General features: G+C 62.4%; 16 protein-coding genes, 1 tRNA gene and 2 pseudogenes. 10 read left to right on the top strand and 9 right to left on the bottom strand.

What is annotated here, in order from left to right; translation table 11 throughout:
• Window positions 1-288 precede the first annotated feature (288 nt).
• Window positions 289-498 (top strand): hypothetical protein, encoded by a 210-nt coding sequence (locus tag EOA85_RS10765; RefSeq protein ID WP_127209395.1) that lies wholly within the window; start codon window positions 289-291, stop codon window positions 496-498.
• An 88-nt stretch (window positions 499-586) separates the two neighbouring features.
• Here EOA85_RS10765 and EOA85_RS10760 read toward each other — a convergent pair.
• Window positions 587-662 (bottom strand) — tRNA-Lys (locus EOA85_RS10760).
• A gap of 103 nt (window positions 663-765) precedes the next feature.
• Window positions 766-1,677, bottom strand: a complete 912-nt coding sequence (locus tag EOA85_RS10755; protein WP_127209394.1) for a PhzF family phenazine biosynthesis protein — start codon at window positions 1,675-1,677, stop codon at window positions 766-768.
• Window positions 1,678-1,789: 112 nt separating this feature from the next.
• Between EOA85_RS10755 and EOA85_RS10750 the strand changes: the two genes are divergently transcribed.
• The 4 genes from EOA85_RS10750 (at window position 1,790) to EOA85_RS10735 (ending at window position 5,375) form a co-directional block, all read left to right on the top strand.
• Window positions 1,790-3,082, top strand: a complete 1,293-nt coding sequence (locus EOA85_RS10750; protein WP_127209393.1) for an efflux RND transporter periplasmic adaptor subunit — start codon at window positions 1,790-1,792, stop codon at window positions 3,080-3,082.
• A gap of 1 nt (window position 3,083) precedes the next feature.
• The gene (locus tag EOA85_RS10745; RefSeq protein WP_127209392.1) at window positions 3,084-3,791 is read left to right on the top strand and encodes an ABC transporter ATP-binding protein; all 708 of its coding nucleotides are present in this window, start codon (window positions 3,084-3,086) and stop codon (window positions 3,789-3,791) included.
• A 2-nt stretch (window positions 3,792-3,793) separates the two neighbouring features.
• The gene (locus tag EOA85_RS10740; RefSeq protein ID WP_127209391.1) at window positions 3,794-5,011 is read left to right on the top strand and encodes an ABC transporter permease; all 1,218 of its coding nucleotides are present in this window, start codon (window positions 3,794-3,796) and stop codon (window positions 5,009-5,011) included.
• Window positions 5,012-5,132: 121 nt separating this feature from the next.
• Entirely contained in the window at window positions 5,133-5,375 is a 243-nt protein-coding gene (locus tag EOA85_RS10735; RefSeq protein WP_065012325.1) for a hypothetical protein, read from the top strand.
• Window positions 5,376-5,460: 85 nt separating this feature from the next.
• Here the strand turns inward: EOA85_RS10735 and EOA85_RS10730 are convergent, their stop codons facing one another.
• Together EOA85_RS10730 and EOA85_RS10725 are read right to left on the bottom strand one after the other, a co-directional pair.
• Complete coding sequence (locus EOA85_RS10730) at window positions 5,461-6,177, bottom strand: hypothetical protein (RefSeq protein ID WP_127209390.1); 717 nt, start codon at window positions 6,175-6,177, stop codon at window positions 5,461-5,463.
• Window positions 6,178-6,188: 11 nt separating this feature from the next.
• Window positions 6,189-7,301 carry an endonuclease/exonuclease/phosphatase family protein gene (locus tag EOA85_RS10725; RefSeq protein ID WP_127209389.1) on the bottom strand — a complete coding sequence of 371 codons (1,113 nt, stop codon included), beginning with the start codon at window positions 7,299-7,301 and terminating at the stop codon, window positions 6,189-6,191.
• A 165-nt stretch (window positions 7,302-7,466) separates the two neighbouring features.
• Between EOA85_RS10725 and EOA85_RS10720 the strand changes: the two genes are divergently transcribed.
• The gene (locus EOA85_RS10720) at window positions 7,467-8,045 is read left to right on the top strand and encodes a BA14K family protein (protein ID WP_127209388.1); all 579 of its coding nucleotides are present in this window, start codon (window positions 7,467-7,469) and stop codon (window positions 8,043-8,045) included.
• A gap of 181 nt (window positions 8,046-8,226) precedes the next feature.
• The gene (locus tag EOA85_RS10715) at window positions 8,227-8,511 is read left to right on the top strand and encodes a PilZ domain-containing protein (RefSeq protein WP_127209387.1); all 285 of its coding nucleotides are present in this window, start codon (window positions 8,227-8,229) and stop codon (window positions 8,509-8,511) included.
• A 185-nt stretch (window positions 8,512-8,696) separates the two neighbouring features.
• Here the strand turns inward: EOA85_RS10715 and ilvC are convergent, their stop codons facing one another.
• Together ilvC and EOA85_RS10705 are read right to left on the bottom strand one after the other, a co-directional pair.
• Complete coding sequence (gene ilvC / locus EOA85_RS10710) at window positions 8,697-9,716, bottom strand: ketol-acid reductoisomerase (RefSeq protein WP_065012330.1); 1,020 nt, start codon at window positions 9,714-9,716, stop codon at window positions 8,697-8,699.
• Window positions 9,717-9,854: 138 nt separating this feature from the next.
• A complete protein-coding gene (locus EOA85_RS10705; RefSeq protein ID WP_164759591.1) occupies window positions 9,855-10,508 on the bottom strand; it encodes a TetR/AcrR family transcriptional regulator in 654 nt (217 codons plus the stop codon).
• A gap of 179 nt (window positions 10,509-10,687) precedes the next feature.
• Here EOA85_RS10705 and EOA85_RS10700 point away from each other — a divergent pair, with 179 nt between their 5' ends.
• Window positions 10,688-11,116 (top strand): DUF1772 domain-containing protein, encoded by a 429-nt coding sequence (locus EOA85_RS10700; RefSeq protein WP_065012332.1) that lies wholly within the window; start codon window positions 10,688-10,690, stop codon window positions 11,114-11,116.
• A gap of 37 nt (window positions 11,117-11,153) precedes the next feature.
• Here the strand turns inward: EOA85_RS10700 and EOA85_RS10695 are convergent, their stop codons facing one another.
• Window positions 11,154-11,612, bottom strand: a complete 459-nt coding sequence (locus tag EOA85_RS10695; RefSeq protein ID WP_127209385.1) for a MarR family winged helix-turn-helix transcriptional regulator — start codon at window positions 11,610-11,612, stop codon at window positions 11,154-11,156.
• 100 nt (window positions 11,613-11,712) lie between these two features.
• On the opposite strand from EOA85_RS10695, the pseudogene EOA85_RS10690 reads away from it, so the two are divergent.
• Window positions 11,713-12,473, top strand: a pseudogene (locus EOA85_RS10690) (glutathione S-transferase family protein).
• Here the strand turns inward: EOA85_RS10690 and EOA85_RS10685 are convergent.
• Window positions 12,436-13,095, bottom strand: a pseudogene (locus tag EOA85_RS10685) (FAD-dependent oxidoreductase). The pseudogenes EOA85_RS10690 and EOA85_RS10685 sit on opposite strands and share 38 nt — an antisense overlap.
• A gap of 94 nt (window positions 13,096-13,189) precedes the next feature.
• On the bottom strand, window positions 13,190-13,600 hold the full coding sequence (locus tag EOA85_RS10680) for a helix-turn-helix domain-containing protein (protein ID WP_127209384.1): 411 nt from the start codon (window positions 13,598-13,600) through the stop codon (window positions 13,190-13,192).
• Between the two features lie 134 nt (window positions 13,601-13,734).
• Between EOA85_RS10680 and EOA85_RS10675 the strand changes: the two genes are divergently transcribed.
• Window positions 13,735-14,625, top strand: coding sequence for an SDR family oxidoreductase (locus EOA85_RS10675; RefSeq protein ID WP_127209383.1), 891 nt, complete (start codon window positions 13,735-13,737; stop codon window positions 14,623-14,625).
• Window positions 14,626-14,842 lie beyond the last annotated feature (217 nt).

Here is a 14,842-nt window from a genome sequence, read left to right as displayed (position 1 = left end):
TCGTTCCACCATGGGCGAAAAAGCCCAAGGTGGTACTAGTTATCCCCACTATTCACTTGGTGCTACGGCTCGACACATGTGGTGATTGATCCATCAGCGGTTGTCGTCCAACCTAGCAGCAACCCGCCGGGTGAAGCGGGGCGAGCAAGACCAACGGCGGGTTATGCGGTTTCCCTTGGACGGGGAAGAAGCGGCGGAAATTTCGCAAGGTTTTAAGTTCGGCAAGCCATAGCGCTGCCGGCCGAAAGAGTGGTCCGACGGTGAGCCAACCGCATAGGTACGAGGAAAGTGACAAACAAGGATATCGATCTCAACGGCATCAGCCTGAACATTTGCGAAGTCGAAGGCATACTGGACGTCTTGATCTTCATTCAGAGCGAGGCGGATCCGGCGCAGCGCCTGCGCCTCACCGACGCGGTCCTGACGCTGCTACACCTGGCCGGCGAACGGCTGGGCAAGGCGAGCGAGAAAGTGGAGGGATTGGCCGCCGCGGCCTAAAGCCCCACGTGGGGCGTGAGGCGCGGAATTCGCGCCTCACGTTCTCCCTGTGTTCTCAGGGTCTTTCCACCTAAGTCTTTGAAATCTTTGGTGGGTGCGACAGGGATCGAACCTGTGACCCGCTGATTAAGAGTCAGCTGCTCTACCAACTGAGCTACGCACCCACTCGCCGGTAAAACCAGCGTCGGCGGGCATATAGCCGCCGCCATCCGCCATGTCCAGCCCTGCCGGATTCATTTCCCGACAAATCGCTCGAGCCAATCGCGATCAGACGAACAGCTTGCCTTCCGCCACTTTTGCCGCATGGCCGCCGATGCGGGCGGCTGCCAGCCTGCCGCCTTCAACATTCAGTTCGAGGCGAATGCGCGAAGGCCGGCCCATCTCAAGCCCTTGCTCGATCCACAGTCGCGAGACCCCGTCTCGCGGGTCGTCGAAATGCATGATCGCGCCGGCGAAGGCCGCCGCCGCCGAACCGGTCGCCGGGTCTTCATAGGAAGGATTGCCCGGCACGATCATGCGGGCATGGAAGGCGCTGTCGTGGTTCACCGTCTCGCGGCAGTAGACATACGGGCTGGCGAAGGCCCAATCGCTCTTGCGGGGTGCTAATTCCGACCACGCCTGGTTATCCAGCCTAATCCGGGCGGCGGCCTCCAGATCGGCGACCGGAACGGTCACATAGGGCACGCCGGCCGACCAGAACGAGACGCGGTGATTCTCGAAGCCGATTTCGTGCGGACCCAACCCAAGTGCGGCGCCGATCGCCACCGGGTCGGCGGACAATTCCAGTTGTTCCGGCAGTTTGGCCAGGTCGAACTCGGCAAAGATGGTGCCATCATGCTTGCTGACGGCGCAGCGCACCGGGCCGATATTCTCCTCCAGGACGAAGATGCCGGCGGTGTCGCCATCGCCAGCTATTTCGGCAAGCGCGATCGCGGAACCGACAGTCGGATGGCCAGCGAACGGCATCTCATAATCGGGCGTGAAGATGCGGATGCGGGCGCGGTGCTTGGGATTGTCAGGCGGCAGCACGAAAACGGTTTCCGACAGGTTGAACTCGCGTGCGATGGCCTGCATCGCGGCCGTGTCCAGCCCCTTGCTGTCAAGCACGACGGCCAGCGGATTGCCGGCCAGCCGCTCGGTCGTGAATACGTCGTACAGTAAGTAGTTCCGGGTCAGCATTGTAGAAAGCCTTCTGCCTCAATCCCAACATGGGCGAAATTTAATTTGATATTTGAACCATTCGGCCTGATCTGTGCACTGATGGGATTACCAACGTTCATAGGGGTCCGGCGTGGACCAGATTGTCAATCTGCCAAAGACGGAATCCACTTCCGACATAGAGACGGCACTCGGGCTTGACCACCTGGGTCTGAAGAAGAAACGCCATCGCGGCTGGCTTTATGGCCTGCTTGTGCTGGTCGTCATCGCCGCAAGCCTCGCCGGCTACCAATGGTACGCCGCGTCTCCCGCCAGGATCGACTATACCACGGCGCCGGCCGCTGTCGCCGATCTCACGGTCGAGGTATCGGCGACCGGCACGCTGCAGCCCCTCACCCAGGTCGACATTTCGAGCGAACTGTCCGGCGTCGTCCGCTCGGTCGCGGTCAACGAGAACCAGCAGGTGAAGAAGGGCGATGTGCTGGCTGCACTCGATACGGCCAAGCTGGAGGTGCAGATCGAGCGCGCCGAGGCTTCCGCCAAGGCGGCGGCCGCCAATGTCGAGACCGCCACCGTAACCCTCACCGAAAACGAAAGGGGGCTTGTGCGCGCGGCGGCACTCACCAGGCGCGGCATGGCGACGGACCAGTCGCTTGAAGCTGCGACCGCGACGCGCGACCGCTCCAAGGCAGCGCTCGACAGCGCCAAAGCCAGTCTTGCCATCGCCAATGCCGATCTCAAGGCGCAGCAGACGGACTTCGCCAAGAGCACCATCTATGCGCCAATCGACGGCATCGTTCTGACGCGCTCGGTCGATCCCGGCCAGACGGTTGCCTCCTCGCTGCAGGCGCCGGTGTTGTTCGTCATCGCCGCCGATCTCAGAAATATGGAATTGAAGGCAGCGGTCGACGAGGCCGACATCGGCGCGGTCAAGCCCGGCCAGCATGCGCGCTTCACCGTCGACGCCTTTCCGGAACGGCGGTTCGATGCCGAGATCCGCGACATTTCGTACGCTTCGGTCACCACCGACGGCGTCGTCACCTACGATGCACGGTTCGAGGTCGACAACAACGAGCTTCTGTTGCGGCCTGGGATGACTGCCACCGTTTCGGTCGTCACCAAGCAGGCCAAGGGCGTGCTCACAGTGCCGGCGATCGCCTTTCGCTATCGGCCGGCGCAAACAGGCGCCCGCGCGTGGAGCCTGAGCGACCTGTTCACGGGCCGCATGGGCCGTCCAGGCGGCAACCGCCAGCGCCTGGCGACGTCGCAGCCTACCGACGGCTCGCGCACGCTCTACGTGCTGGAGAACGGCCGGCCTCGGCCGGTCAGCGTCAAGGTCGGCTCCACCGATGGCGAACTGACCGAGATCACCTCCGGCCTCGAAGAAGGCGCGCACGTCATCACCGCAGCGCAGCAGCGGAGCTGAAATCATGTCAGGCTCGCTGCTCATCACCTTCGACGAGGTCTGGAAAAGCTATGGCCAGGGCGAGGCCACGGTCCATGCGCTGGCGGGTGTGGACCTTGCTATCCGCAGCAGCGAATTCGTCGCCATCATGGGACCGTCCGGCTCCGGCAAGTCGACGGCAATGAACATCATCGGCTGCCTCGACACGCCGACGGCCGGAACCTACAGCTTCATGGGCATCGATGCTGGCCGTCTCGACCGCAACCGCCGCGCCATGCTGCGCAACCTCTATGTCGGCTTCGTCTTTCAGGGCTACAATCTCCTGCCGCGCACCACGGCGGTGGAGAATGTCGAATTGCCGCTGATCTATCGCGGCGTTGCCGCCCGCGAGCGTCATGACCTCGCAATGAAAGCGCTGGCCGAGGTCGGCCTTATCGGCCGCGAGCACCACACGCCGGCCGAGCTTTCCGGCGGCCAGCAGCAGCGCGTGGCGATCGCGCGCGCCATTGTCACCAGGCCGACCCTGCTCGTGGCCGACGAGCCGACCGGCAATCTCGACACCGCCCGCACCCACGAGATCATGGAACTCTTGACCAGGCTGAACACCGAGCTTGGCCTCACCATCGCCATGGTCACGCACGAGGCCGACGTCGCCGGTTATGCTGAGCGCACAATCCGCTTCCTCGACGGACATGTCGCATCCGACACCATGAACCTTGAGGTGGTGTAACCGTGATCTGGGAAACTGTCCGCCTCTCGCTGCTGTCGGTCCGCCGCAACGTGCTGCGCTCGTTCCTGACGCTGCTCGGCATCGTCATCGGCGTCGCCGCCGTCATCGCCATGCTCACCATCGGCTCGGGCACCACCGAAAAGGTAAAGGCCGATATCTCCAAGCTCGGCAGCAATCTGCTTGTCGTCCGTTCCGGCCGCCCAGCCGGACCCGGCGGACCGGGAGGGCTCGACCAGGTGGTCCGACCGCTTGCCCAAAAGGACCTTGCCGCGCTCGTCACCCATCTGAGCGGCGCCCGCGCCATTTCACCTGCCTCGCAAAAGCAGGTCCGCGTCATCTTCGGCACCGAGAGCCTGACATCGGGTGTCACCGGCACTGATAGCGCCTATCTCGTTGCGCGCGACTGGAAGCTGGTTTCAGGCCGCCCGTTCAGCGATTCGGAGACCCGCTCGGGTACCGGCGTTTGCCTGATCGGCGAAACGGTGCGCCAGCAGTTTTTCGGCGCAGGCGACCCCGAAGGCGAGATCATTCGCGTCAATCGCACATCCTGCAAGATCATCGGCCTGCTCGAGCCGAAGGGCTATACCGGCTTCGGCCAGGACCAGGACAATGTCGTATTGATGCCGCTCGCCGCCTATCAGCGCCGCATCGCCGGCAACCGCGACATCGACTCGATTTACGTCGCCGCAGACGACAGGACGCCGACGACCGAGCTGCTGCCGCGCGTCGAGGACATCTTGCGCGACACACGCCGCATCACGCCCGACCGCGAAGACGATTTCTCGATACGCGACATGACCCAGATCGCCGACGCCATGGCGAGCGCCACCACGACGATGACTGGCATGCTGGGTGCGGTCGCCGGCGTCAGCCTGTTGGTCGGCGGCATCGGCATCATGAACATCATGCTGGTGTCGGTCACCGAGCGCACCCGCGAGATCGGCATCCGGCTGGCCATCGGCGCGCATGAAAAGCACATCCTCATCCAGTTCCTGGTCGAGGCGACCGTGCTGTCGCTGCTCGGCGGCATCATCGGCATCCTGATCGGCCTGGCGCTGGCCGGCCTCGCCTCGCTGACGCTGACCATCCCCTTCGCGCCAAGCCCGGCGGTAATCCTGCTCGCAGTCGGTTTCTCGGCGCTGATCGGCATGGTGTTCGGTTTCTTCCCGGCGCTGCGTGGCGCGCGGCTCGATCCGATCGACGCGCTGAGGCATGAATAGCGCGGCGGAGCGCGCGCCGCCTTCAGATGTCCCCAAAATTTTGACGCTGCCGTCGCCTCCCCCTGTCGCGAAACAATCCGCGGTGGTAGCAATCGCCTTGGGGATATGGGGGAATAGTGGGATGAGCAAGAAAGAGCGTGTGATTCTGGTGACGGTGATCATCGAGGCCGCATTGGCGGGCCTTTGGTGGTACTTGGCCAGCTATGGCATGGCCAACCCCGATCATGTCACCGCCGATTTCCAGCAGGTTGTTGGTCAGACGATGGGAACGGCGATGGGTGCGCTGCTGGGTATCGGCGTCATGCTGTTTTTCGTCGCCGCCCGCAACGACCGCAAAGCCATCGAAAACAAAATGCGTCGTTAGAGCGACCTGCGTCCACTTGGACGCACAAAGTACGCTCTAACACTTTTAATCTTTGCATGGTGCTTTCCGATTTCGGGCCGATGCGTCAGTCCTTGCCGGCAAAATGCCACTCGATCAGTGGCTTCATATGCGGCATCAGCCCGTCCGGCAGGTCATCGGCATTGCGGATGATAACAGGCCCGTCGATTTCCGGCTCTGCCTCGGCGGCGACAAAGGCACTGATGCGCTGCGCGACCTCGTCGGCGGATGCCGTCTCGCGATAGCGGCGAAAGATCACCGTGCCGGTTGCCGTCGACAGGGCATAGTAGCGCCTGCCGCGTGTCACGCCGGCAAGGTCGAGGCCGGTTTCTTCCCGCACCTCGCGGATCATGTTGAAGTCGACATCGACAAGGCCGTCGCGGAAATCGGTTGGCTCGAACGAGCCGGCGGCGAAGTAGACGCGGCCGGCATTGACCGTGTGCGACGCCATGCGGATCGCTACCAGCGCGTTGTCGCCGGCGACCAGCATGGCATGGGCATAGGCGTGCTCGGCCCCAGCCACCTGCCGGTTGCCGCGCCAAAGCATGAAGGCCGAGTAGCGCACCGCATGGCAGCGGCCCACGAGGCTGTTATCGCGATAGCTGAGCGCCGAAAGCAGCACCACGGTGCCGTCGAACAACGCCGGATTGGCTGCGGTCTCGCGCCGCCAATTCTCGGCGATCGCTTGCGCATTATCGCGTTCGAACGGATGCGGGCCGGGGTCGAGCCTGACGTCGACGGCGTCGACCGGCAGGATGATGTTGCGCGGCAGGTCGAAGCTCAACGGAGCGATCCTCAGGCCATTTCAAGGGTGATCGCCACCGGACAATGATCCGACGCTTTCGGCCGATCCCAGCCGGCACGCGGAAAGCGGTCCACCTCCTGGCCCGCCGGAAAGATCGTGCGCCAGGGCTGGCCGTTGCGGATGATGTCGGGAACGGCCGTCGCGTTCTTGGCTGCCAGTGCCTTCGACAACAGGATGTAGTCGAGCTGGCACAGATGCCGTTCTTGCGGTCCGCGCGTATGGTATAAGGTCCAACGATCCATCTCCGGGCGCCGCTCGACCGCATTCTCGCAAAAGCCGCTGGCGGTGAGCACGTTGAGGCAGGACTGGCTCTCATCGATCACCTCGAAGCGGTAGCCGTCAAAGGCGTCGCCGGAGATCTTCACGCGCTGCCGATAATCGTTCATGTCGCCGCAGATCGCCCAGTACTTGTCGGCGGCGTGATCCCCACCGAAACGCTCCTCGATGATCCGGCGCACCGCTTGCGCCTCGGCGATGCGCAGCGGCATTGTCGCCTGGCGCCCGTCGACACCGTTGCGGGGCGAGCCCATCGACTTGAAGTGCACCAGATAGAGCGTCAGCGGCACGCGACCGACGGTCAGGTCGATCTCCAGGCAGTCGCGCCGGAAGATGCGCTGGTTTGCCTGATGTCCAAGCGCTGCCAGTTCCGGCGTGTGCAGGCCGAATTGTTCGAACGTGACATAGGCGTGGCTTGTCATGCGCACGAATTCGATCGGCTGACCCTGAGCGGTCTCGTTGCGCATCATCACGGCGACGTCGATGCCGCGCGAATCGTTGCCGGCGGTAGTGTATTTCTGGCGGTAGCCATGCCCGACCATCTTGAACAGATAACCGTATTCGAAAGCCTTCAGCGCCTCGATATTGTCGACCTCCTGCATGCAGATGATGTCGGCGCGGGTAGCCGCGATAGCCAATGCCGTCAGCTGGCGCGTATCGTCGGATTGCGCAATCGCCCGCGCCTGCTCCAGCACCTTGTATTCGGCCTCGCTCTGGATGTCGAAGAGCGCCAGCGTGCGATCTTCGTTGAGCTGGTTGCGGTATCCCGAAAAATCGAACCTGTTCATCAGGTTTTCGACATTGAAGGTGGCGAGGCGCAGCGACATGGCGGTGACCTTTGCCCACAAGCGCGCCCGAAAACAAGGGCCTGCCCTGCCCGTCATGGTTGACAAAACCTTTCCGTTCATCCTCCGTTCAGGCGCGAAGTTCCATGAATGACATTCTTCCTCGGGGTATTCGGGCGTGGGGCCTGAAATTTCTTGGAGAGTGCAATGAAACCGCTCTTTTCTCTTTCTGTCAGATCCGGGCTGCTGGCGCTGGGTCTTCTGGCCGGCCTGACGGCTCCCTCGCTTGCCGGCCCAATTGCCAACCCTGTCCTTCCGGTGCCGGCCAACGCCGTCGCCCCCGACATTGTGCCGGTCCGCGAGAGTTGGGCCGGCGGCAACGACAGGCGGATGCTGAGCGAATGGCGCTGGCGCAATCGGCACGGCACCCGGGAGTGGCGGGGCGGCGGCGATCATCGGAGATGGCGCGGTCGCGACGAAGCCTGGAGATGGCGTGATCGCGACGATGGCTGGCGCTGGCGCCACCGTCGTCATCATCGCCGTCATTTCAACGATTCCGCGATCTTTTTCGGCCTCGGCCTCGGGCTGCCCGCCTACAACTATTACAGCGGGCCGAGCTACTATGGGCCGGGCTATTACCCGCCTCGGCGTCAGTATCGCACACAAAGGCTTTCCAGCGCCCATGTCCGCTGGTGCTACGACCGCTACCGGTCGTATCGCGCCTGGGACAACACATTCCAGCCCTATGGCGGTCCGCGCCAGCAGTGCTGGTCGCCTTACAGCTGAGCGGAGCGACTGATGAACTCCAGACGGCGCCGCGCCGCGCGGCGCCGTTTTCGTCTACACGATCCTTCTCTTGTACTCCGCCCGGCCAGGGCACCGCGAAATCGTTTTCGCCGCCGATGATAACGCTATGTTTATCAGGCGGGCCTAACTATCTTGCCGATCGCACCAGGGATTATGCGCGATGGCTGAAGAGGAAAACCGGGACAAACGCAGGCAGCGCGTCTTCAAGGGCGCAACGATCCTGACCGGCATAACCAGGTCCGAGGTCACCTGCACGGTGCGCAACATGCATGACGGCGGCGCCGAACTGAAGGTCTCGATCGACGCACGCGTGCCCGACGAGTTCCTGCTCTATGTGCCGACCGACGGCATCGCCTACAAGGCAGTGGTCCGCTGGCGCCGCGAGGACCGCATCGGCATCATGTTCACCGGCACCGAGCCAAAGCCCCACTGGCACTACGGCTAAATCCCCTGAACGGCGCCCTCTAAGCAGTCGACGAAGTTAGGCGAGAGAAAAATCTCCTAGAATACCCCGACGAGCAGTGCAGCCCCGGCAAGTAAGATAGAGGCGGAGGCCCACAGGCCCAAAGGCCTCGCACCGTGGGCCGGCGGATCGCTCCGCCGGCTCTTACGCAAAGATGAAATTGCGGATCAGTTCTTGGCCTTGTCGACCAACTTGTTTTTCGAAATCCACGGCATCATCGCGCGCAGCTTGGCGCCGACTTCCTCGATCTGGTGGCTGTCGTTGTTGCGGCGGATGCCCTTGAAGCGCGACATGCCGGCGCGGTATTCCTGCATCCATTCCGAGGTGAACTTGCCGGTCTGGATATCCTTCAGCACGCGCTTCATCTCGGCCTTGGTCTCGGCGGTGATGATGCGCGGGCCCGAAACATATTCGCCCCATTCGGCAGTGTTCGAGATCGAGTAGTTCATGTTGGCGATGCCGCCCTCATAGATCAGGTCGACGATCAGTTTGACCTCGTGCAGGCACTCGAAATAGGCCATTTCCGGCGCGTAACCGGCTTCCACCAGCGTCTCGAAACCGGCCCGGATCAGCTCGACCAGACCGCCGCACAGCACCACCTGCTCGCCGAACAGGTCCGTCTCGCACTCCTCGCGGAAATTGGTCTCGATGATGCCCGAACGACCGCCGCCGACGCCGCAGGCATAGGACAGAGCGAGATCGAGCGCATTGCCCGAAGCGTCCTGGTTAACGGCGACCAGGCACGGCACGCCGCCGCCCTTCTGGTATTCGCCGCGCACCGTGTGGCCGGGCCCCTTCGGCGCGATCATGACGACGTCGACCGAGGCCTTTGGCTCGATCAGGCCGAAGTGCACGTTGAGGCCGTGGGCGAAGGCGATCGCCGCGCCGTCGCGGATGTTCGGCGCGATCTCGGATTTATAGATGTCGGCCTGCAGCTCGTCGGGCGTCGCCATCATCATCAGGTCGGCCCATTTGGCGGCCTCCGCCACGCTCATCACCTTGAGCCCGTCTGCCTCGACCTTCTGGGCGGTCGCCGAGCCGGCCTTCAGGCCGATTGCGATATCCTTAACGCCGGAATCCTTGAGATTGAGCGCATGCGCCCTGCCCTGGCTGCCATAGCCGATGATGGCGACCTTCTTGCCCTTGATCAGGTTGAGATCGGCATCGCGATCGTAATAGACACGCATTTTTCTTTCCTTCCCGTTGTGAATTCAGAGCATGATGCCGAAAAGTGTGAAGCGGTTTTCGGACAACATCATGCTCTATCTCTTTGATTTAGAGCCGGATTCAGATTTCAGGTCGAGTTGACCTGAAATCATCCGGCTCTAGAGGCCTTGCGGCCCGGTTTTTGCTCCGTAAAGAGCGAGAAACTGCTGCGTTGCCCGGACGGCATCGCCGCCGATTGCCGCATCAGTCAATTCCAGCCGGTCGCCGAGCAGCAGGCGGATCTGCACGTCACGGGCGACCAGCCCGAAAAAGGTACGGAATGCCGCTTCGGCGTCCGAGAACTCGAGAAGCCCGGCCTGCCGACCGGCTTCCAGCACCGGCTTCAGGCGCCTGGCCAGCGCGAAGCGGCCGTTCTCCAGCACGATGCCGCCGAGATCGTCCTTGCCGGATCCGGCGTGACTGACCGCAATGCGGTTGAGCGCGATCGAAGTGTCGCTCGAAATCACCCTCAGCCAATCCGAGGCGAAGCGTTCTAGGCTCGCCGTCAGCGAGGCAAGGTCGAGCCCCTTGCGGTCGACCGGCACTACGCGCACCTTGGACGCTTGCCATTGCACAGTTGCCGTCAAAAGCCCGTCGCGATCGCCGAACCATTTGTAGAGCGTTTCCTTGGAACAGCTCGCCCTCCGCGCCACGGCGGTCATGGTCAACTGATCGCCCTCCTCGACCAGAAGGCGAAGTGCGGCGTCGAGCACGGCTTTCTGCCGTGCCGTCAGCGCTTCGCCCGTGTCGATCTCGACGCTTGCCTGCAACAAACTCTTTTCCTGCTCGATGATGGTGGCAGCAGCCAGCTCAGTACCGTACGTTACGGTTCGGCTTGTCTATGACGTATTGTCGGACCCGGCGCAAGCCCTATCTCCGCATTTTGACGCATTCCAGGCCGGACGGCCTCCACTGGAACGGCCCCACTGAAACGGCATGTCACGGAGGGAAGATGCTTGTCGGTCTGCTTGCATTGACCGTTACCGCCGCTTTCGCGGGCGCCGCCATCTATGTCAGCGTTGCCGAGCAGCCGGCGCGGCTTCGTCTCGATGACAGGGCACTGCTGCAGGAATGGCAGCCCTCCTACAAACGCGGCGCCGCTATGCAGGCGTCGATCGCCGTCGTTGCCTGTGTTCTTGGTGTCATTGCCTGGTGGCAGACCGGCAATCTCGCCTATCTGGTCGGGGCGGTGCTGATCATCCTGCCCTGGCCATGGACGCTGATCGCAATGATGCCGACAAATCGACTGCTGGAGGCGATGGACGCGGCCGCCGCCAACCCGCAAGCCCGGGCGTTGATCGTCAAATGGGGCAATCTGCATCTGGTTCGCGTCATGCTTGGCGTGCTGGCGGCACTGGCATTCCTGTGGGGAAGTGTCTGACGTCGCTGCAACGATTTTTCAGCGCCAAAAGGCCACATTACTCCAATGCGGCTGGATGGCGCAGCCGCCCAAGCAGAGCCGACAAGGTGTCGAGATCATCATCTGAAAGCCTGGCGCCGACCAGTTCCGCGATCGATCGTCCGTAGACGGCCCACATGCGGCGGCGCGTCTCGCGCCCCTTCCCCGTAATGCGGATAGTCTGTCCCCGCCCGTCATCGGCAACCCTGAGCTTCTCGACCAGCCCGTCCGCTTCGAGCCGCGCCAACAGCCGGGAGATGTTGTATTGCGCAAACAATGTGCGCTCGATCAGCTGGAATGGCCGCAAGCCGCCCTCGCCCGCTTCGGCAAGCTCATACAGCACATCGTACCAGGCAAGCGGCGGTAAGCTGCTGTCCTTCAGCGCGTCTTCAGATCTTTCCATCAGCTGGCGCGAAACGCGCATCAGGCGCGCCCAGGCTTTGATGGCAGCGGGCGAAGGACTGGTTTTCTCCGTCATGATTGCAGCATAGGTGATAGATGCGATTGCATCAAGCTTGACGGTTAATGCGGATGCATCTATATAGATGCAGTTGCATCGATAATCGGAAGACACTGCCATGAAACATGAAATCTGCAAGATCGCCGGCATCCCGGAGACGGGCAGACTGGTGACCGACAAGCTCGTTCTCGTCAGCCATCACCTTTGTCCCTATGTGCAACGCGCGGCCATCTCGCTCGCCGAAAAGGATGTGCCGTTCGAACGCCTCACCATCGATCTCGCCAACAAGCCGGCCTGGTTCAAGGCGATATCGCCGCTCGGCAGGTACCGCTGCTGCGCGTGCAGCAGAATGGCGAGGAAACCGCGATCTTCGAATCGGCGGTCATCCTCGAATTTCTTGAGGAAACGCTGGCCAACCCACTCCACCCTGCCGACCCGCTGGCCCGCGCCCGGCATCGCGCCTGGATCGAGTTCGGCTCGGCCATCCTCAACGCAATCGGTCGACTCTATTCCGCACCGACCGAGGCCGCCTTACTTGCCGAAAGCCAAGGTCTGTCGGCAATGTTCGATCGTCTCGAAATAGAACTGGCGGCTGGCCGAGCTGGGCCATGGTTTGCCGGCCAGCGCTTTTCACTGGTCGATGCTGTCTACGGACCAATCTTCCGCTATCTCGACGCGTTCGATCGGATCGACGATTTCTGTATCCTGAAGGGAAAGTCGCTAGTCGAGGCTTGGCGGAAGGAATTGCGCGAACGCAAGTCGGTGAAGAACGCTGTCGCCCCGGATTATCCACAGCGCCTTCATGCATTCCTGCAAGCGAAGGGTTCGCATCTTTCGAACCTTATCCGCCGCAACGAGGCGGCCACCGCGCTTCATTGATACCGATCCGCCTAAGCGATCGACCACGGTTCCAGCCACCATCGAGGCAAGGATGTTTGGCACTGGCGGGATTTTCACCACTGACGCCACCAGCCTGTCCCGGACAAACGGCATCACGGTCGAATCCGACTGGTAGAACGGCGTCAGCATCAGCGACAGCGCCTGAAACACCCGCGGCCTTATCCGTCGCCCGTTGCCGCAGATCAGCGTTGTCGCTCGCCGTTTTCCAGCGTCTCGAGTTCGACGCCGGTTTCGATGGCGATCGCCTCGCGCCGGACGGCGCGGAAAAGCACGCCGAACAAGGCCGCCCGGTCACCGCCAGCCCGAAACGGCCGCCGCGCTGCGCATCATAGCGGACATCGAGCACGCTGCGGCGATTTTCGCATCGGCGCCATGCAGGCGGTCGATGCGGCTGCGCAGGCACTAGGATGTCGTCGAGCAGGCCGAGATCGGCAAGGACCGTCAGCCCGGTCGGCTGCAGGATCAATCTGGACCCGACTGGCTTTGGCGCGTCGAAGCGCTCGAAGATGGTGACCCGGTGCCCGGCACGCTTCAGATAGAGTGCCGCAGCCAGTCCGGCCGGGCCGGCGCCGGCAATCGCGATGTCCAGAGAAATGCCCATTGCCCGCCGAATCTTCTCGCCCAAGCCGGACAATCCTTCAGCGGTATCGCCAATCAAGCCGTCGCACTTGGCATTGCCACTCCGGCATTGATGGTTAAGTCTCGGTAGCGTCGAATGCGTTCCGCGCGTCGCGCACAGCGCCATGATTGAGCTCGGCCCACTGGAGCAGCTGGTGCAGGGGTCCGAACATCGAGCGTCCGAGATCGGTCAGACTGTATTCGACGCTCGGCGGCTTGGTCGGGAACACCTTGCGATGGACGTAACCGTCGCGCTGCAAATCGTGCAGCGTCTGGGTGAGCATGCGCTGTGAAATGTCGGGTACCAGCCGCCGCAATTCGCCGAACCGGTACGGCTTTTCTGCCAGCGCCATCATCAGCAGCGAACTCCATTTGTTGCTAATGCCTTGGATCACATCGCGAACCGGACAGTCCGCAATGTTCCCCCCGCCGCTGCCCGCTTTGTAAATCTCGAGCTTCGATCTCAGACCGACGATTTTGCTGTCCATCGCTGGTTCCCTGCGCCTGCCTACCTCCCGCAAAACTGCCTTCTTTACGAGGGTCGGTCAATTCCTATTTTAGTGCTGGTCTCTTTTTGAGACTTATAAGCACCCGCCGCTCCGGCGCAACGACAGGACTTCTCATGACCGAAACCCTTCTCGTCACCGGCGCCTCCGGCCAGCTCGGCCGCGGCGTCATCCATCATCTGCTGGACACGCTCAAGGTTCCGCCCGCACGGATCATCGCCGCCACCCGTAATCCGGAAAACCTCGCCGACCTCGCGACGCGCGGCGTTACCATCAGGCAAGCCGATTTCGATGACACGGCGTCGCTCGTCGAGGCATTCAAGGGCGCCGGCAGGGTCCTGATCATCTCGACCGGCGAGATCGACCTTGGGGGCAAGCGTCTCAAGCAGCACGAGAATGCAGTCGCAGCCGCCAGGGAGGCCGGCGTTTCGCATCTGCTCTACACCTCGATGCCCAATCCTGAGCCGGTATCGCCGGTGCTGTTTGCGGGCGATCACTACGGGACCGAGCAGGCGATCAAGGCGAGCGGCATCCCCTACACGATTTTCCGCAACGGCTGGTATCAGGAGAACCTGTTCATGTCGCTGCCGCATGCCATTGCTTCGGGGCAGTGGTACACATCGGCGGCCGACGGCCGCATCGCCCATGGCGCTCGCGACGACATGGCCGTGGCGATCGCCGCCGGTCTTGCCTCGGGCGATACCGAAAGCACCACATACACGCTGACGGGTCCGCAGGCCTACACGGTCGCCGAGATCGCGGCCCTGGTCACCGACGTCACCGGCAAGCCCATCGAGGTCGTTCAGCTTTCGGATGAAGCCTTGACCGACGGTCTGACGGCCGCCGGCGTTCCCTCGGATTTTGCTCCCGTTGTCGTTTCCTTCGACACCAACACGCGCTCCGGCCGCATCGGCATGGTGACCGACGCGATCGAGACACTTTCAGGCAAAAAGCCGCAATCGCTGAAGCAATTTCTTGAAGCGAACAAGGCAATGCTAGCCGGCTGAAGTCCGCCGTGGTCAGGGGCATGTCGAGATTCAGGTCAGGCCGAGTCGAGAATGGTGGGTTCCGAGAACCGGAACGGAGCGGACATTTGGTCCGTGAGTACCGGAAGCGCAGGAACCCGCCGTTCGCAGGCCGGCCTCACCTGAATATTGGCATGCCCTAGATAGCCACCTGCGTTCCGATCTCAACCACACGTCCGGTCGGGATCTGAAAATACTC

This window comes from Mesorhizobium sp. M5C.F.Ca.IN.020.29.1.1 (assembly GCF_003997375.1).
GTDB classification, from domain to species: Bacteria; Pseudomonadota; Alphaproteobacteria; order Rhizobiales; family Rhizobiaceae; genus Mesorhizobium; species Mesorhizobium wenxiniae.
Note: the sequence above shows the minus strand (reverse complement) of the source record. Positions and strands in the feature narration are given on the sequence as shown.